We start from the raw sequence: 16,930 nt of genomic DNA, 5'->3' as shown, positions 1-16,930 counted from the left end.
ATGTCATCAAACACAGCCACACTAATCGACAACCGAACTGGCAAGAGCTATGAATTTCCTATCCTAAAAGGCACTATGGGACCAGATGTTATCGACATATCGACCTTCTTTAGCGACACTGGGATGTTTACCTTTGACAGGGGCTACACCTCAACTGCGATGTGCCGCTCAGCCATAACCTACATCGACGGCCTAAAGGGCGAGCTCATGTATAGGGGCTATGACATCGCATATTTGGCTGAAAATAAGACATTTTTAGACGTTGCCTACCTGCTTTTAAACAAAGAGCTACCAACTAATGAGCAATACGCAAGCTTTAAAGATGAGCTCAAAAAAAGGAGCTTCATACACGAGGGCATGATGAAGCTCTTTGATGCATTTCCAGACAAGGCGCACCCTATGGCGATCTTGCAGGCAGCAGTCTCAGCGCTAAGTGCCTTTTACTCAGACCACCTAAATATGGACAAGCCTGAAGAGTATCACGAGATGGCTATGCGTATCATCGCCAAGATCCCAACGATAGCGGCCTTTAGCTACCGCTACTCACGCGGTCTTCCTATTATATATCCAAATTTAGATCGTGGCTTTACTGAAAATTTCCTCTACATGATGAGGGGCTACCCATACGAGCACGTCGATCTTAAGCCTATCGAGATCAAGGCGCTTGATACAGTCTTTATGCTACACGCTGACCACGAGCAAAATGCCTCAACGACTACTGTTAGGACTGTTGGCTCTACGCACGCGCACCCATACGCATGTATAAGCGCAGGTATCGGCGCGCTTTGGGGCTGGGCTCATGGTGGGGCAAACGAGGGCGTTATCCGTCAGCTTGAAGAGATCGGCTCGGTCGCAAACGTCGATAAATACATCGCTAGAGCAAAGGATAAGAACGATCCATTTAGACTAATGGGCTTTGGTCACAGGGTCTATAAAAACTTTGACCCGCGCGCAAAGGTGCTTAAAAAGATGAGAGATCAGCTCATGGATGAGATCGGCATTAGCTCAGAGCTTATAAAGATCGCCAACCGCATCGAAGAGATCGCGCTAAATGACAACTACTTTGTAAGTAGAAATTTGTATCCAAATGTTGATTTTCACTCAGGGCTCATCCTAAAGGCGCTTGGCATACCAAATAATATGTTTGCCGTTATCTTCGTCATCGGCAGGACGCCAGGCTGGATCAGCCAGTGGATCGAGCTAAAAGAGCAAGACACTATAAAGATCGTCCGCCCAAGACAGCTCTACGTCGGAGAGGCAAACAGAACACCAAAATGAGCGAGCTTTTAAACTTAGCCATCAAGGCGGCCATAAGCGCTGGGAGTGAGATAATGAAAATTTACTCATCTAATGGCAAGGCGCTCAAAGTCTGCCTAAAAGATGATAGCTCGCCGCTAACTAGCGCTGATCTAGCGGCAAATGAGGTGATACTAAAAGAGCTAAGTAAAAGCGGGATAAAAATTTGCTCTGAAGAGAGCATCTTGCAAGATAGCGATAAAGATGAGTTTTGGCTAGTTGATCCCCTTGATGGCACGAAAGAATTTCTAGCTAGAAACGGCGAATTTTGCGTTTGCATAGCGCTTATAAAAGAGGCTAGGCCGGTGCTTGGTGTCATTTTTATCCCGGTTAGCAAAGAGCTTTTTTACGCTGATGAAAACGGCGCTTTTAAAGAAATTTTAGGCGCTAATGATGAGGTCGTAGCAAGACACGATCTAAATGAAAAAACTAAAAACTTAAATAACTTTATCTTTTCAAGCAGAAGAGGCGAGATGAAGAGGGCCACGCTTATAAGAGATAGTTTAAATTTAGAGCAAAAATGCATCGGATCTGCCATTAAATTTTGCCGTTTAGCTGAGCTTGGTGGAATATATGTGAGATTTAGCCCTAGCTATCTTTGGGACAACGCTGCAGGCGAGGCGGTAGTGAAATTTAGCGGTGGCAAGGTCTTAAACGCTAGCGACAGATGCGAGCCAAGCTACAAGCTAACGGATCTAAAAAGCCCATTTTACGTAGCTTTTGCCAAAAATGCTTTAGGCTTAGAGGATGAAGTTTTTAATCTTATAAGTAAATTTAAAGAGCAGGGTAGATAAGGCTACTTGCACCTTATCTCGCCACTCATCTTTAAAAATGCGCTCTCGTTTTGCTCTAAAAATTTATTTGCTGCTTCTAAATCTTGAAATTTATCTTTTAGCCTGATTACTAAAGTGCCACATTTTAGCTCTCTAGCTCGCTCTAAACTAGCATCAAAGCTTTGCGTTAGATCATTTATGCTTTTTATCAAAAGATCGTTTTTGCCTAGCTCTTTTACGCTAATTTTAGCGTGTCTCTCAGCCCTTACTACGCCAAGATAGTTTGCGACTTTAGCACTACTTATGTAGATGAAAACGCCCTCACGCAAGTTGCTGCTAAAGGCCACTGCATCATCTTGCTCAAGTATCTTTGCAAGCTCTTCGCCACCATAGTTTAGGCTGCTTTTAAGATTTAGATTTTTCACGCTTGGCTTGCTAGCACAACCTGCTAGAAATATACAAAATATAAGAGATAAAGTTCTTTTCATTTTAAATTTCCTCAAGCAAATAGAGCATGCTAGCTATTCTTATAGTGCCTGCCACATAGTTTAATATATTCGATGCAACCTTGCTTCTCTTTATCTCTTCGCCGCTTGCTTCAAATATTTTTACGTCATTTTCTTTTATAAATTTTAAAGCCTTAGACGCAATGTCTTCTAAATTATTTTTACCATCTAATAGTAAAAATATATAGTAATCAACCAAATTTAATCTTTCAGATACACAAAATCTATTTGCAAAACCAATATTTGTCTCTTCTTTATGTTTTAAAAAATACTTAACATAATTTATCAAATTTGGATTTAGCCTTGAATGCCCTGGCCTATACTCTATATCTTTTAGCTCATCTTTTACTATCATTGCGCTTGCTGAGTTAGTTATAAGCCTTACAAAAGCGTTATAAACTGTAAGCTTATCTTCTGGTAAAATTTCTAAAATTTGAGAGAGGTTTATGCTCGCTGGAAACATCTTGTTAAAAACCTCACAAAGCCAAGATATATCTTGTGGCATGATATGAAATCTATCATACCATCCGTCATCTCTTTTTATAAAATCCCCCACAACGTGAAGTTTATTTATATCACTTGGTCCTATCTGTTTTGCCTTAATGACCTCAAAAGCATTTTTATTAACGATTAGACTTTGCCTAAAAAGCTTCATATTTAAAATATCCAAAAACTGCTCACTTTGTATACGATCTGCAAAATGCACATTTTTAAAGTCATCCACAAGAGCATTTCCAAAATCAGGCACAAATACATCTTTCATATCAATATCACAAAGGTAATCTAAATCAAATTTATCTATTTTTTCGCAGAAATCTTTAAAGTAAAATGGATCATTTATATCCTCCAAAAACTCATGCACTACATAAAAATCATCTTTGCTAAGAATATCATCTATCCAAGTGATAAGTGACTTAATAGGCATAAATTTTTCAAATTCTTCATTATCTCTTTTTAGCAAGACCTCTTTATAAACCAAAAGTGCCTCTTTAGCAGCCTTTAGCCTCTCTTCAGTGCTATCTTTATCTTTTGCGGCAAGTAGCATAAGATCACGTAATATATCTTTTACTTTCCAGCCTGGATAAGTGTTGTAAGATATAAATGCCACGCCGTTTTGGCTTAAATTTTCTCTTACGACCCTTAAAATAGCCTCTTTTACAAAGTCAGGCACCCAGCTAAAGACGCCGTGAGCGATGATATAGTCAAATTTCTCATCACTTTTAAACTCACAGATATCACCGTGAATTAGCTCTAAATTTTGCAGTCCTATCTCTTTTACGATCTCTTTTCCGCGCCTTATCTGTTCGCCGCTAAGATCGATGCCAACTACTCTTGCGTTCTCGTTATTTACGGCAAATGGGATTAAATTTCCACCAAAACTGCACCCTATCTCCAAAACTTTTGCATTTTTGCAAGGCGGTGGATTGATACCAAGTAGCGTAGCGCAAGCCTCTAGTTTATAAGGCGAGCTTTGCGCAAATGCTGCTGATTTATAAGTTAGTTCATCATAAGATTTTTCGATCTTGCTATTTTGGCTCATTTTACCCTCCTAGTACTCTTTATTTTGCAATTTTTCTAGCATATTTTTAGCGTCATTTTCAGGCTCATCAACGATATATGCGCGCCTTATATTGCCACCTTTTATGATAAGCGTTTGACGAAAGTAAAATTTATGCCCATTTGAAGCTGCAAATACCGGAAGCTCAAGCGCGCGCTCTAGCATAAACTCGCTATCATTTAAAAACATCACGCCAGTTGCAGTCTCTTCTTCAAATTTCTTTTGAGCCGCGATATCTTGGGAGCCAATAGCTACTACCATAAAGCCAAGATCGTTAAATTCTTTAAGAAGTTTTTTGTAGTTTATCGCTTGCTTCGTGCAGCCTTTCATGCCCGCAGTTTTTTGCAGCTGTTCGCTTAAAAGTTCAAAATCCTCACCTATCTTTGGATAGATAAAAACTACGCAGTCATGGCTCCTTGCAAAGGCAGAAAAGTCAAATTCTTTACCGTCTAAAGTCCTTAGATAGATGCTTGTAGGCACTTTTATCATCTTTCATCCTTTAAAATTTTTATCTATTATATATCTTTAAGCTTTTTTTGAATTTAAGAAATAGACGATAAAAAGAACAAAAAAGCTAATTATTAGCATCAAAAGTGCATAGATGTGAGCCTTGGTATAGTCAAGCATCTCAACCGCCTCAAATATCGCGATACTAGCGACCTTGCTCTCGCCAGCCACGCTGCCACCTATCATCAAAACCACACCAAATTCGCCCATCGTATGAGCAAAACTAACGACGATTGCAGTTAGTAAATTTGACCTGATACTTGGCAGTATCACTCTAAAAATGGTCGTTAGTTTGCTTTTACCAAGGCTGTAGCTCGCCTCAAAAAGGCTCTTTTTTAGGCTATTTAGCCCAGCATAAATGGGCCCAAACATAAATGGCAGCGAGTAGATACAGCTTGCCACAACAAGGCCAGTAAAGTTAAAAACAAGCCTCACGCCAAAGAGTTCTTCGATAAATTTACCAAAGGCCGAGTATGGCGAGAGAAAAATGAGCAGATAAAAGCCAAGAACGCTTGGTGGCAACACCAAAGGCAGCGAGATGATGGACTCTAAAAATGCCTTGCCAAAGAATTTCTTTTGCGACATAAAGTATGCCAGCGCTACGCAGAAGAAAAATAGGATAAATGTCGTGATAAAAGAGAGTTTTAGAGATAGCCAAAATGGCTCGTAGTCGATAGATAGTAGCTCGCTTATCATGCTTTTACCAAATTTACGCCAAAGGCTTTTGTGCTAACCACCACCGTGTCGCCAGCTCTTAGCCCACTAGCTTCTGCGCTACTTAGCACGACCTCGCAAATTTGGCGGTTTATCAGCACGCTTGCCACAAAAATGGCGTCACGCTTTTTGATCTCTAAAACCTTAGCGTTAAATGCAAATTTCTGCGATCCTGCACTTTTTAAAAATATCTCACTCGCACTGCCAGACCTTGAAATTTTGCCATTTTCAAGGACAAAAACCTTGCTGCAAAGCTTGTAAATTTCAGCTATGTCGTGACTTACTAAGATAACGCTCATCTTAAACTCATCATGAAGTGCTAGCAAATAGTCTTGCAGCTTCTCACGCATGGCGTTATCTAGGGCACTTAGTGGCTCATCAAGCAGTAAAATTTCAGGCTTTCTCATCACCGCACGAGCAAGTGCCACGCGCTGCTTTTGACCACCTGAAAGTTCGCCTATCTTGGCGTTTTTTAGGCTCTTTAGCTCGCAAATTTCAAGCAGTTTATTTGCTAAATTTTCATCATTATTTGCAAAGAGCAAATTTTTAAAGACGTTCATATTTTCAAAAAGGGCGTAGTCTTGAAACAAAAAGCCGATATTTCGCCTTTGCGGGGCTAAATTTGTCTTTTTGTCAAAAAATATCTTATCTCCGACCTTTATCGCGCCACTTTGTGGGGCTTCAAAGCCAGCGATGAGCCGTAGTATCGTAGTCTTGCCTCCGCCACTTGCTCCATAAAGTGCGACAAACTCGCCACTTTCAAAGGCAAGCTCAGCCTCAAGCATAAATTTACCGCCACCGCCATTTAGCTCTTTTTTACAAGAAATTTCTATCATTTTTAAGCGCTTATGTGGATACTTGTTGATTTAACATAGGCAAAGAGCTGCTCACCTATCACTAAATTTAGCCCTTTTAGAGCGTGATCTGAGATGATCGCCTCAAAGCAAAGCTGCTCGCACTTTAGGCTAACTATGCTTAAAATTTCGCCACGAGTTATGCCTGCAACCTCGCATTTTAGCTCATTTTCAAGAGAGCTAGCTTGAAGCTTGACCTTTGATAAAACGACGTCTGAGCTTTTGAAATTTAAGCTCACCTCATCATTTAGAGCAAATTTGCTAGCCTCATTTAAGGCTAGCATATATAAATTTGTCCCTAAATTTAGGCACTCAAGCTCAAAAAAACTGACGCCATCTTTGGATGAAATTTGAACGATCTTTGCTCTTATCATTTAGTCGGGACGTTGTAGCCAAATTTCTTGAAAATTTCTCTTGCTTTATCGCCTAGGACAAAGTCGTAAAATGCCTTCGCATCAGCGTTATTTTCGGCACGTTTTAAAAGCACGATGCCTTGATCGATCGGTGTGTAGAGCTCTTGTGGAACGAAGATGTAGTTAACGCCCTCTTTATAATTTGCCATTTTCTCGCTAAAAAGCGCGCTAGCAGCGATAAATCCAACGTCTGAAGCACTTAGTGCCTGAGATAGCGTCTCAGAAATTTTTTGAGCATAGACGATGTTTTTCTCTACCTCATCATAAATTTTTGCATTTTTAAGAGCCTCGATGCTAGCCTTGCCGTAAGGTGCTGTTTCTGGGTTTGCTACCGAGATCGCTTTTAAGCCGCGAACCACTTCGATACCCTTTTTAAAATCCACACCTCTTATAGAAAAGATCGCCAAAGCGCCTTGTGCATAAACTTTTGGCGCAGCCACTGCAAAGCCTGTGTCGTAGGCCTTTTGCGCAAAGCCCATATCAGCAGCCATAAAGATATCAGCTGGGGCCGAGTTTTGTATCTGCGTGACAAGGCCACCGCTTGCGCCAAGAGTTAGGTTGATCTTAGCGTCTGGATGAAGCTTGTTAAACTCTTTTATAAGCTCAGGAAACGCATAGGTCGTGTTTGCTGCGGCATAGACATTTACCTCTGCGCCAAGTGCATTTACGGCAAGCAGTGCTGCCACACATAGAAATTTAAAAACCTTTTTCATTTATACTCCTATTATGATTTGAGATGATTTTACTATGGCTATAAGCGTGTCGCCAGCGCCTATTTGCATATCCATCGCACTATCTTTTGTGATGATGGCAGTGAGTGTCTGCTCGTCGCTTAGTTTTAGCGTGATCTCAGCATTTACAGCGCCTATTTTTGCCTCGATGACCTCGCCTTTTAGCTGATTTTTAGTGCTTATTTTTAGATCAAGATCTTTTGCGAGAATGACAGAGGGCGCTTTAAAGATGAAAACTACCTTTTGACCCACTTTTAGGCCTAAATTTTTCTCGCTTTCAACTGTTATGGTGGCTTCAAGCGTGTTGCCATTGCTTAGTTTTGCAACTATCTCAGAATTTACAGCGCCTCTGTTTATACTAACGATCTCGCATGAGAGCTGGTTTCTGGCGCTTAAATTCATACTCATCCTTTGAAGGTTTATGATATCAACATCTTCAAAATCAACCTTTTGGCAAATTTTTTGCAAAAAGTCCTTTTGTGTCTCAAGGATGGCGTCGTAAATTTTTATCAGTTTTTTAGCATATGGGCTAAGCTCTGAGCCGCTATTTTTCTTGTTGCCATCAGCCCTTACGATTAGCGGTTTGCTACTTTTGTTATTTATGGTATCCAGGCAGTCCCAAGCGTTTTTGTATGATATGCCGACAACCTCAGCTGCTTTTGTGATACTTTTTGTCTCTTTTATCGCCTTAAGTAGCGCTATATGCTTTGCTAAAACCTGCGTATCTTCGCCTAGAAATAGCTCTAAATTTATATCTGCTTTCAAAATTTTAACCTTCTAAATATATAATAATAATTTACAAAGTATATCTAATTATATTAATACTCAAGCTTAAAACTACAAATTTTCTTTAACTTTTTGTAAAGTTTCAAGAGGATAAAATCTAAGCCACATTTTATAAATAAATTTTAAGGTTTTATGATGAAATTTTTGCTTGCTATCTTTTGTAGCCTGCTTTTAGCCTGTGCCAGCGCCGACATAAACGCGACTAACGGCAATGAAAATGATGACTTTGATGTTGAATTTGAAGCAAAAAAAGATGTATTTGACCCGCTTAGTGGCTACAACAGAGTGATGACAAATGTAAATGACTTTATCTACATAAATATGCTAACTCCAGTAGCAAAAGGCTACGCTTATGTCGTGCCAGCCACAGCTAGAACGATGGTTGCAAATTTCTTTGACAACCTCCTTTTTCCAGTGCGCTTTGTAAATAACCTGCTTCAGTTTAAATTTCAAAATGCTGGCGAAGAGACTTTGCGCTTTTTAGCAAATACGATAATTGGCTTTGCAGGGCTAACAGACGGGGCAAAATACTATGATCTAAAGGCTCACAACGAGGACTTTGGACAAACCCTTGGTTACTGGGGGCTTGGAAGCGGCTTTCACATCGTTTGGCCACTTATCGGACCATCAAATTTAAGAGATACTGGAGGCCTAGTTGGCGACTATTTTGCCGATCCTATCAGCTACGTTGATCCTAGGCTTTTATCGCTTGGTATCAAATCTTATAGAGCATTTAATAGCTTTTCACAAGATCCAACCGCTTATGAAAAACTACGCAAAGACGCGATCGATCTATATCCATTTTTACGCGATGCTTACGAGCAAAGACGCGATAAACTTATCAAGGAGTAAGTATGAAAATTTTTAAAATTATAGCGGCGATTTTACTTTTAGCAACTAGCCTTTTTGCTATGTCAAAAGAGCAGATAAAGCCTGAGATAGAGGCAAAGGCAACAAAGGTGATCGAGGTTTTAAAAAATGCAAATTTAGACGACAAGGCAAAGACAAAAGAGATATTTGCTCTGCTTGATCCATTTTTTGACTACAAACAGATGGCAAAGATCAGCCTTGGCAAGCGCTACAACAGCCTAAGTGCCGACGAGCAAGCTAAATTTGACGCTGCTTTTGAGCAAAAGCTAAAAAGCTCATACATCGACAAGCTTTTAGGCTACAAAGACCAACAGATCCACATCACTGGAGAGAGTGAGCCACAAAAAAATAGATACTGGGTCACATCTGAGCTAGTAAATGATGGTAAAAGCTATGAATTTATCTATAAATTTTACGATGCAAAAGAGCGTGGCTGGCTCATTTATGACCTTGATATCGTTGGTGTGAGCATCATCCAAACTTATAGAAGCCAGTTTGGCGACGTGCTAAACAATGGCGATTTTAATACGCTTTTACAAAAACTAAACGAAGCGGTTTTGCCTGATCAAAATAAAACTAATCCTTAATGCGACAAATTTTTAAATTTATCATTGCCAAAAACAAGCTTGTTATTTCGCTTGTGCTAGTTCTAAGCGTAGTTTTTGGCTACCTTAGCACAAGACTAAGCATCGACGCTTCAGCTGAGACCTTGCTGCTTGAACATGACCCAGATCTAAAAGCTTATAGACAGATAGCAAAACGCTACGACTCGCCAGGGCTTTTAGTGGTCGCTTTTACCCCAAAAGATGATCTTTTTTCACCTAAAAATTTAGAGCTTATTAAAAATTTAAGCGACGAACTTGCCAAAAACGATATGGTTAGCAGCGTCATCTCTATCTTAAACGTGCCGCTTCTAAATAGCGTAAAAGGCGGCGTGACAGGCATCTTAGAGCATACGCCAACGCTAAGCGATAAAGATATAAATATTTCAAAAGCAAAGCTTGAGTTTGCAAAAAGCCCCATTTATAGTGGAAATTTGATAAGTAAAGATCTAAAAACCACGGCGATCGCGCTAAATTTAAAGCAAGATGAGAAATTTAACGAGCTTTTAAATGAGCGAAATTTACTTAGCCAAAAAGAGTCAAACGGCACTATCACGCAGGCGGAGAAGCTTAAATTTCAAGCGCTTGTGGCTGAGTTTAAAGCTTACCGAGATGAGCTTAGAAAGAGCGATCACAAAAACCTTGAAGCCATAAAGGCAGCTATCGCTAAATTTAACGCAAACGATGAGCTCTTTTTAGGCGGCGCAAATATGATCGCTGATGATATGATAGGTTTTATAAAGAGCGATCTTTTGGTTTATGGCCTAAGTGTTCTAGCGCTTCTTAGCTTTAGTTTGTGGCTATTTTTTAGGCAGCCAAGATGGATCGTCTTACCGATGTTTATCTGCGCAGTGAGTGCCATTTTTACGACTGGAATTTTTGGTATGTTTGGCTGGGAAGTGACGGTCATTAGCTCAAACTACATCGCACTTCAGCTCATCATCACCATCTCAACAGTCATCCACCTAGTCGTAAGCTACCGAGAATTTTATGCAAAACATCCAAAATACAGCCAAAATCAGCTCATCTATCTGACACTTCGTGACAAATTTTCTCCATCTTTTTGGGCGATATTTACAACGGTTATTGGCTTTAGTTCATTAATGAGTGCCGATATAAAGCCAGTTATCATGCTTGGTATCATGATGAGTGCAGGCATTAGCGTTTCACTAGTGCTTGCATTTTTGCTATTTGGCTCGGTAAATGCAAATTTAAAAAAGCTCGCCCCTGTTAGGACATTTGAAAATAGCTTTAAATTTACAAAATACTGCGCAAATTTAGCCCTAAACTCAAGAAAGATCATCTACGCAGTTTGCGTGCTAGTCGTCTGCTTTGGCGTCTATGGCATTAGCAAGATAAAGGTTGAAAATAGCTTCATTGGCTACTTTAAAGAGAGTACGCAGATCCGCCAAGGTATGCAAGTCATCGACACAAAGCTTGGTGGCACGATCCCAGTTGATGTGATAGTGAAATTTAAAGAGAGCGAGCCAAAACAAGAAAAAAGCGATGAAAAAGATGACTTTGAAAGTGAGTTTGAAAACGACGCAAAGAGCGCAAAATACTGGTTTAACAGCTACCACACAAGGATCGCAGAGAAAATTCACGACCATTTGACGCAGCAAAAATTTGTAGGCAACGTAAGCTCTCTTGCAACGCTCATAAAGGCGATAAAAGAGCTAAATAACGGCGTTAGCGATGACTTTTTACTTGCAGCGATGTATGAGAAGCTACCACTTGAGTATAAAAACATCTTGTTAAGTCCTTACGTGAGCGTCGAAAACAACGAGCTTAGATTTAGTTTAAGGATCATCGATAGCGACTCTGAGCTTAGGCGAAATGAGTTTTTAAAAGAGCTTAGAGCTGGGCTTGCCAAGCTTACCAAAAATGATAACGTGAGCATAGAAGTGGCCGGTATGATGGTACTTTACAACAACATGCTTCAAAATTTACTTAGCTCGCAGGTTGATACATTTGGACTAACGGTTGCGATACTTTTTGTTATATTTTGCTTTGTTTTTAGAAGTATCAAGCTAGCAACCATCGCCATTGTTTCAAATTTGATCCCGCTTTGCACGCTCTTTGGCGTAATGGGATTTTTTGGCATACCGCTTGATGTGATGAGCATTACGATTGCCGCCATTAGTATAGGTATCGGCGTTGATGATATCATCCACTACATCCACCGCTTCAAAGAGGAGCTGCTTACAAAGGACGTTTTTGAAAGCATCAAGGCTGCACACGCTAGCATAGGATACGCGATGTATTACACCTCATTTACCATTTTTCTTGGATTTAGCGTGATGATAACGAGCAACTTTATACCGACTATTTATTTTGGTTTGCTAACTGATCTTGTTATGGTCTTTATGCTGCTTGGTGCGCTCATCATCTTGCCAAGTCTCATTGCTAGTTTTGTGAAAAAGCGCGAGGTATAAATTTATTTGATAACTTTGATAAACGAATAGACATCTACCACGCCATCAATGTGCTTAGCGTACCAAATGGCGTGCTTTTCTTGCTCAATGCTATCTACCACACCGCTAAAAACAACGTCACAGCCAACGATGCTAACACGCACATTTGTGCCCTCAACGACGCTATCTTTGAAGAGATTTTGCTTTAAATTTGCAAGAATGCTCAGGCTATCGCACGGATACTCGCTCTTTTTTACCCTAAGATAGGTGTAAATTTTTCGCACTCCGTCCGTGCTTTTGGCAAGCTCAACTAGCTTACCTTCAAGTTCTTTGCTATCAACAAGCCCTATGAGATAGGCATCGCCGTAAAAGACCTCTATCTCGATGTCGATGTTACTAAGTCCTTTTGAAAACAAAATTTTGCTTTGTAGCTTGCTTTGGATAAATTTATCACGCGAGATCGAGTAGATACCGCGCTTATCGCGAGAAATAGAGTATGCGTCATATACATTTAGTGGCGCTGTTGCTGGGGTGAGGACTGAGGAGCAAGAGCAAAAAAATAAGACCAAAAATACAAAAACGCTAAATTTAGAAATCATAAATCCTTTTGTAATTTTAAAAAGTTTATAGAAAATGGGCTAAAATTTATCTAAATCTGCTAAAATAACGCTCACGGAGGATAAAGTAATCTGGTGATGCTCACGGGCTTCAAACCCGATGACTGGGCGGTTGACCGTCTGGTGGGGAGTTCGATTCTCTCATCCTCTCGCCACTTTTACTTCTTTTAAATTTCTACTTTTTAAATGATTTTTTTGATTTTAAGGCGCAGTTAGCTAGTAAAATTTCAAAAACGAAGGTTGCAAATTTAAACAATGGTCTTTAAATTTAAAAATTAAATTTTTATATCCAAAATGTGTGGCTCTTCGCTCTCTTCTTCGCTATCAAGCTCGTCCTTTAAGGCCTCTTCATCTTTAGCTTTTGCATTTTGCTCTTCATTTTCAAACTCGCTCGCCTCTTCTTCACTCTTTTGACGCTCGTGCTCTTTTTCAGGGTCTATTTTGTATGACTCCTCCATCGGACGCACCTCTTTGATCTCCTCGTTTTGCTGGGTGGCTAGCTCAGATGCCATTAGCGCTTGCATGTCAAAGCGTGCTTGCTGGTTTGCATGCACCTGCGAGACGACTGGGGCGTTTTGGTTGATGAAGTTGCTATTTCCTAAAGGTGTTACCGCCATTTTTAGCCTTTATTTATGATGATCGTTTTGTAGTTTGTGTAAGTGACGTTCGCGCCATTTTCACGCCTTAAATTTTCGCGTTTGGTGTAATCCACCTCATATCTGCCAGCCCCTTTTACGCTAAATTCCACGCAAAATTTAGCAGCCATTTCTAGCACGTCTTCTGGCACTTTGCTCTTGTTTGTTTTTATGATGACGTGAGCGCTTGGGGCGTCTTTTAGATGAAGCCAGATGTCGTCTTTTTTGGCTAGATCAAGTAAATTTATATTGCCTTTTTCGTTTCTGCCAACTAAAATTTTAAACTCTCTAACGTAAAAAATTTCAGCATTTTCGCTCACATCTTTTATCTGGCGTTCTCTTTGTTTTGCCTTGTTTTTTGGGCTTAAAATTTCAAGCTCGTAAGCACTTTTAGCCTCTTTTAAAAGTGACTTTAGCCCTTCTAAAAACTCGATCTTTTCGCTTAAATTTCTCTTTTCTATCTCCACGCCAAGGGCTTTTGCGCGAAGTTTTTTCGATCTTGCATAAAATTCATTTGCGCTATTTTTTGGCGTATCGCTAAGAGTTAGTTTTATCTCATTGCCGTTAAAATCATTAAGATAAATTTCTCTCTCATAGCCCTTGAAATTTGCCAAATTTGCAAGCAAAAGCGTGCCGTAGTTTGCAAACTCCTCGCTCTTTTTCATAAGCTCATCTTTATCTTCAAGCGAGTTTAAAATTTCTCTCATGCTATCTATCTTTTTTTGCACGCTAGCAAGCTTTGCCTCTTTTAGGCTAGCTATCCTTGCTTCATTTATCCTAGTGGCTTCACTTTTAAAAAACTCATCAAAGTCAGTTATAGGCTCGCACGGCTTCTCTTTTATAACGATGGCTGGAAGTTCTTTTAAGACCTCGCCAGTTTCTATTTTTCGGTAGCTATTATCTATATGCCTTAGCGCCTCGATGATGACGTTGTTTTCGTCAGTTATCACGGCGTTTGTAAAGCGGCCAGTAAATTCAAGGTAGAGGATGAAATTTTCGCTTTTATATGAGCCACTTTGCGTGCAAGTAAATTTTAAAATTCTATTGTCTTTTAGGCACTCGACGCTTTTTATATGCGAGGCGTTAAAGCGCTTTTTTAGGACGTTGTCAAAGGGCGCTTGATAAATTTTCGCCTCTTTTAGCTCGTCATCTTTATAGATCGCAGAGTTTGACTTATTTAGATCAAAAATGATCTTTTCGCCGCTAAATTCGATAAGTATAGCCATGTCGCTTACGCGCTTTGCTTGGCTTATCTTTTTAAATTTTGATAGATAACTTGCTATTTGAACTAAATGTGCGTACTTCATGTGAGGATTATATCAGAAATGTTGCAAAAATGTTTTAACAAAGAGTCCTAGCAAGCTTGCTAGGACCAAAATCACTAAAATTTGTTTTTAGCGACCTCTTTTACGATCTGATCAGCTATCTCATCGACCTCATTTGTGGCCTTGTTTGTTTGGTTTGCCACTTCAAGATTTTCTTTTGTTAGGTTGTCGATATCGGCAACTAGCGTGTTTATCTGAGCGATCGCTATGGTTTGCTCATTTATCGCTGCGCTCATATCGTCGATGTTTTGCGTTAGGATATTTGCATTTGCCTCGATCTCGCCAAGGCTTTTTTGTGTGCGCTCGGCTAAATTTCTAACCTCATCAGCCACCACCGCAAAGCCCCTGCCATGCTCGCCCGCACGTGCTGCTTCAATGGCAGCGTTAAGGGCTAGTAAATTTGTCTGATCGGCGATGTCGTGGATGATGGTGATGATATTTTTTATCTCCTCAGACTGCCTTTTGACATCATCTGATCTTGCATTTACCTGCCTCATAGACGCACTCATCTGTTCAACCGCGGCCGCACCCTCAGAGAGCGAAGTCGCACTCTTGTTTGCCTTAGTGGTAAGCTCTTGCATGTAGCCTTTTAGCGCCTTTGCACGATCTTCTAGCAGTTTTGCGATCTCTTCATTATTTTTTAGCATCTGCGCGATCTTATCGCCAAGTGCGTCGATACCTTTTGCGATGACGCCCTCGTCGTTTATCCTGGCAGTAAAGTCATTTTTAAAGTAAATTTCTAGCGCTTTTAAGATGTCATGCTCATTTGAAGCGATATTTGTCTTTAGTGCGTCACGTAGCTCGCCAAATGCCTCTTTTAGCTTAAGCAGTGCTTGGCTGTTTGTCGTCGCTTCAAGCGTTGCTCTAAAGTCGCCGCCTTTTATCTTGCTTACAAATTCTTGTGTTTTGGCTAGAAATTCGCGCTCGCTGTTTAAATTCTCTTTTGTGCTTTCTATATTTTCATTGATAATGCTAGCCATAACGCCTAGCTCGTCGCTGGTTTTTAGCTTGATAGGCTCGACATTTGAAGTTTTGTTGTTTATAAATTTAAAGACTTCGATTAGTCCATTTTGTATCGTTAAAACCGGCCTTAAGAAGTATCTAACGACCACGATGATAGCGATGATGACTGAGATCAAAAACAGACTAAACATCAAAATTTGCTTATTTGAAGCGCTTTGAATTTCAGCCACAAACTCATCAGCGTCAGCCACTATACAGACGTTCCAGCCTGTTAGCTTTTGGTTTTGGCAGTAGATGACATTTCTCATGCCATTATGGAAAAATAGCGAAACCTTGTCGCCATCTATGCTGTTTTTCATATTTTCTTTGATGAGGTTTTTATAGGTTTCATCTTCGTTTGAGACTAAATTTATATCAGGATGAACTATCACTTTGCCAGCATCATCAGCGATCATGATGTTTGAAGTCTTAGTTGTTTTTATCTCTAAAAGCTCTTCACTAAGGCCGTTTAAGAAAATATTTGCGCCAATTACCGCTACAAGCTTGTGGTTGCCATCAAAGATAGGAGCGTAGGCTGTGATGGTTAAATTCTTTGTCGTGACATCTACGTATGGCTCTGAAAATCCAGGCTTGCCGCTGCTGCTCGCACCCTTAAACCAAGCCCTCGTGCGACCGTCAAAATTTGGTATCAAAAATGGCTCGTTGTTTTTCAAAAGATCAGTCTTTATGACGTTGCCATTATCTGCGTAGCCTACAAATAGCGCGTCAAATGGCGAAATGACAAACGCACCCTTTAGCGCCTCAGCTATATCGTCCCTGCTAACATAGAGCTTTTTATCCTCTAGCTCTTTTGCAAAGGTTTGCACCATGTGAAGTCTTGACTTTAAAAACTCATCGACAAAATACATCGTCGATTTTAGACCAGTTTTACGCACATTGTTGTAGGACTGAATTTTTTCCGATTTGGAATTTGAGTAGTTTATGCTAAAAAATATGCCTATGCCTATTAGCATCCAAGCTGTCAGCAAAAAGGCTATCTTGTTAGACAAGCTAGAAAAAAGTCTTTTCATCTTAAATCCTTTTAAAATTTTCGGCGTATTTTATAATAAAAGTTAAATAATATCTCTTAATTTTTATTTTTAAGAAAAAATGGCAAAAAGTAGCTAAATAACGCTTGTTATGATAAATTTTGCTAAATTTTATTAATTTAATTATCCAAAGTAATAAACAAAGTATTTTAGTGATTTAGAATAAAATTTAGGGCTAAATTTGACGTTGAATTGATTTTAGTTACTTAAATTATAATTTTAAAATATACAAAAAGAAAATGCTATCTTGTAAATCTTATCCGCCCAAATTTTTTAGA

17 protein-coding genes, 1 tRNA gene and 1 pseudogene are annotated in these 16,930 nt (G+C 39.7%); 6 read left to right on the top strand and 13 right to left on the bottom strand.

The features are described from left to right. Nucleotides 1-1,278: a citrate synthase gene (locus CVT08_RS08945; protein ID WP_107855711.1), complete on the top strand. Its 1,278-nt coding sequence runs from the start codon at nt 1-3 to the stop codon at nt 1,276-1,278. Beyond that, nucleotides 1,275-2,090: a 3'(2'),5'-bisphosphate nucleotidase CysQ family protein gene (locus CVT08_RS08940; protein WP_107855712.1), complete on the top strand. Its 816-nt coding sequence runs from the start codon at nt 1,275-1,277 to the stop codon at nt 2,088-2,090. Before CVT08_RS08945 ends, CVT08_RS08940 begins: the two co-directional genes overlap by 4 nt. Nucleotides 2,091-2,092: 2 nt before the next feature. Here CVT08_RS08940 and CVT08_RS08935 read toward each other — a convergent pair whose 3' ends face one another. Genes CVT08_RS08935 through CVT08_RS08900 form a run of 8 tightly spaced genes read right to left on the bottom strand, consistent with a single transcriptional unit; the run spans nt 2,093 to nt 8,117 of the window. Beyond that, entirely contained in the window at nt 2,093-2,557 is a 465-nt protein-coding gene (locus CVT08_RS08935; RefSeq protein WP_107855713.1) for a damage-inducible protein, read from the bottom strand. 1 nt (nt 2,558) lies between these two features. Beyond that, complete coding sequence (locus CVT08_RS08930) at nt 2,559-4,115, bottom strand: class I SAM-dependent methyltransferase (protein ID WP_107855714.1); 1,557 nt, start codon at nt 4,113-4,115, stop codon at nt 2,559-2,561. 9 nt (nt 4,116-4,124) lie between these two features. Beyond that, nucleotides 4,125-4,622 carry a redoxin family protein gene (locus CVT08_RS08925; RefSeq protein ID WP_107855715.1) on the bottom strand — a complete coding sequence of 166 codons (498 nt, stop codon included), beginning with the start codon at nt 4,620-4,622 and terminating at the stop codon, nt 4,125-4,127. A gap of 36 nt (nt 4,623-4,658) precedes the next feature. Next, nucleotides 4,659-5,336 (bottom strand): molybdate ABC transporter permease subunit, encoded by a 678-nt coding sequence (gene modB / locus CVT08_RS08920; protein ID WP_107855716.1) that lies wholly within the window; start codon nt 5,334-5,336, stop codon nt 4,659-4,661. Next, nucleotides 5,333-6,190, bottom strand: a complete 858-nt coding sequence (locus CVT08_RS08915; protein WP_107855717.1) for a sulfate/molybdate ABC transporter ATP-binding protein — start codon at nt 6,188-6,190, stop codon at nt 5,333-5,335. The genes modB and CVT08_RS08915 overlap by 4 nt, the downstream gene beginning before the upstream one ends. Before the next feature lie 2 nt (nt 6,191-6,192). Further along, a complete protein-coding gene (locus CVT08_RS08910) occupies nt 6,193-6,582 on the bottom strand; it encodes a TOBE domain-containing protein (RefSeq protein ID WP_107855718.1) in 390 nt (129 codons plus the stop codon). Beyond that, nucleotides 6,579-7,334: a molybdate ABC transporter substrate-binding protein gene (modA, locus tag CVT08_RS08905; RefSeq protein ID WP_107855719.1), complete on the bottom strand. Its 756-nt coding sequence runs from the start codon at nt 7,332-7,334 to the stop codon at nt 6,579-6,581. The genes CVT08_RS08910 and modA overlap by 4 nt, the downstream gene beginning before the upstream one ends. Then, nucleotides 7,335-8,117, bottom strand: a complete 783-nt coding sequence (locus tag CVT08_RS08900; RefSeq protein WP_107714340.1) for a TOBE domain-containing protein — start codon at nt 8,115-8,117, stop codon at nt 7,335-7,337. A gap of 156 nt (nt 8,118-8,273) precedes the next feature. Here CVT08_RS08900 and CVT08_RS08895 point away from each other — a divergent pair, with 156 nt between their 5' ends. The 3 genes from CVT08_RS08895 to CVT08_RS08885 are packed head-to-tail and all read left to right on the top strand — an operon-like array spanning nt 8,274 to nt 12,045. Further along, nucleotides 8,274-8,990: an MlaA family lipoprotein gene (locus tag CVT08_RS08895; protein WP_107855720.1), complete on the top strand. Its 717-nt coding sequence runs from the start codon at nt 8,274-8,276 to the stop codon at nt 8,988-8,990. Nucleotides 8,991-8,992: 2 nt separating this feature from the next. Continuing rightward, nucleotides 8,993-9,595, top strand: a complete 603-nt coding sequence (locus tag CVT08_RS08890) for an ABC transporter substrate-binding protein (RefSeq protein ID WP_107855721.1) — start codon at nt 8,993-8,995, stop codon at nt 9,593-9,595. Further along, nucleotides 9,595-12,045, top strand: a complete 2,451-nt coding sequence (locus tag CVT08_RS08885) for an efflux RND transporter permease subunit (protein ID WP_107855722.1) — start codon at nt 9,595-9,597, stop codon at nt 12,043-12,045. Before CVT08_RS08890 ends, CVT08_RS08885 begins: the two co-directional genes overlap by 1 nt. 2 nt (nt 12,046-12,047) lie before the next feature. Here the strand turns inward: CVT08_RS08885 and CVT08_RS08880 are convergent, their stop codons facing one another. Further along, entirely contained in the window at nt 12,048-12,623 is a 576-nt protein-coding gene (locus CVT08_RS08880; protein WP_107855723.1) for a BON domain-containing protein, read from the bottom strand. Nucleotides 12,624-12,698: 75 nt separating this feature from the next. Between CVT08_RS08880 and CVT08_RS08875 the strand changes: the two genes are divergently transcribed. Then, a tRNA-Sec gene (locus tag CVT08_RS08875) sits at nt 12,699-12,796 on the top strand. 120 nt (nt 12,797-12,916) lie between these two features. On the opposite strand, the gene CVT08_RS08870 is transcribed toward CVT08_RS08875, so the two are convergent. From CVT08_RS08870 to CVT08_RS10525, 4 genes and pseudogenes are all read right to left on the bottom strand, one after another. Next, nucleotides 12,917-13,258 carry a hypothetical protein gene (locus CVT08_RS08870; protein WP_107855724.1) on the bottom strand — a complete coding sequence of 114 codons (342 nt, stop codon included), beginning with the start codon at nt 13,256-13,258 and terminating at the stop codon, nt 12,917-12,919. Nucleotides 13,259-13,260: 2 nt separating this feature from the next. Further along, nucleotides 13,261-14,583 carry an NFACT RNA binding domain-containing protein gene (locus CVT08_RS08865; RefSeq protein ID WP_107855725.1) on the bottom strand — a complete coding sequence of 441 codons (1,323 nt, stop codon included), beginning with the start codon at nt 14,581-14,583 and terminating at the stop codon, nt 13,261-13,263. 74 nt (nt 14,584-14,657) lie between these two features. Beyond that, entirely contained in the window at nt 14,658-15,182 is a 525-nt protein-coding gene (locus CVT08_RS10530; protein WP_103575376.1) for a methyl-accepting chemotaxis protein, read from the bottom strand. Nucleotides 15,183-15,941: 759 nt separating this feature from the next. Next, nucleotides 15,942-16,472: pseudogene (locus tag CVT08_RS10525) on the bottom strand (cache domain-containing protein); the annotation flags it as partial. Between the last annotated feature and the right edge of the window lie 458 nt (nt 16,473-16,930).

It is taken from the genome of Campylobacter concisus (genome assembly GCF_003048835.2).
In the GTDB taxonomy this organism is placed as follows: Bacteria; Campylobacterota; Campylobacteria; order Campylobacterales; family Campylobacteraceae; genus Campylobacter_A; species Campylobacter_A concisus_D.
The sequence above is the reverse complement of the archived record's forward strand: the minus strand, read 5'-3'. Positions and strand labels throughout refer to the sequence as shown.

What these genes read in the sequence shown, in the direction of transcription:
- CVT08_RS08940 (WP_107855712.1), top strand. Translation starts at nt 1,275, where the DNA reads ATGAGCGAGCTTTTAAACTTAGCCATCAAGGCGGCCATAAGCGCTGGG.
- CVT08_RS08915 (WP_107855717.1), bottom strand. Translation starts at nt 6,190, where the DNA reads ATGATAGAAATTTCTTGTAAAAAAGAGCTAAATGGCGGTGGCGGTAAA.
- CVT08_RS08910 (WP_107855718.1), bottom strand. Translation starts at nt 6,582, where the DNA reads ATGATAAGAGCAAAGATCGTTCAAATTTCATCCAAAGATGGCGTCAGT.
- modB (WP_107855716.1), bottom strand. Translation starts at nt 5,336, where the DNA reads ATGATAAGCGAGCTACTATCTATCGACTACGAGCCATTTTGGCTATCT.
- CVT08_RS08890 (WP_107855721.1), top strand. Translation starts at nt 8,993, where the DNA reads ATGAAAATTTTTAAAATTATAGCGGCGATTTTACTTTTAGCAACTAGC.
- CVT08_RS08895 (WP_107855720.1), top strand. Translation starts at nt 8,274, where the DNA reads ATGAAATTTTTGCTTGCTATCTTTTGTAGCCTGCTTTTAGCCTGTGCC.
- CVT08_RS08885 (WP_107855722.1), top strand. Translation starts at nt 9,595, where the DNA reads ATGCGACAAATTTTTAAATTTATCATTGCCAAAAACAAGCTTGTTATT.
- CVT08_RS08930 (WP_107855714.1), bottom strand. Translation starts at nt 4,115, where the DNA reads ATGAGCCAAAATAGCAAGATCGAAAAATCTTATGATGAACTAACTTAT.
- CVT08_RS08880 (WP_107855723.1), bottom strand. Translation starts at nt 12,623, where the DNA reads ATGATTTCTAAATTTAGCGTTTTTGTATTTTTGGTCTTATTTTTTTGC.
- CVT08_RS08865 (WP_107855725.1), bottom strand. Translation starts at nt 14,583, where the DNA reads ATGAAGTACGCACATTTAGTTCAAATAGCAAGTTATCTATCAAAATTT.
- CVT08_RS10530 (WP_103575376.1), bottom strand. Translation starts at nt 15,182, where the DNA reads ATGCAAGAGCTTACCACTAAGGCAAACAAGAGTGCGACTTCGCTCTCT.
- CVT08_RS08870 (WP_107855724.1), bottom strand. Translation starts at nt 13,258, where the DNA reads ATGGCGGTAACACCTTTAGGAAATAGCAACTTCATCAACCAAAACGCC.
- CVT08_RS08945 (WP_107855711.1), top strand. Translation starts at nt 1, where the DNA reads ATGTCATCAAACACAGCCACACTAATCGACAACCGAACTGGCAAGAGC.
- modA (WP_107855719.1), bottom strand. Translation starts at nt 7,334, where the DNA reads ATGAAAAAGGTTTTTAAATTTCTATGTGTGGCAGCACTGCTTGCCGTA.
- CVT08_RS08935 (WP_107855713.1), bottom strand. Translation starts at nt 2,557, where the DNA reads ATGAAAAGAACTTTATCTCTTATATTTTGTATATTTCTAGCAGGTTGT.
- CVT08_RS08925 (WP_107855715.1), bottom strand. Translation starts at nt 4,622, where the DNA reads ATGATAAAAGTGCCTACAAGCATCTATCTAAGGACTTTAGACGGTAAA.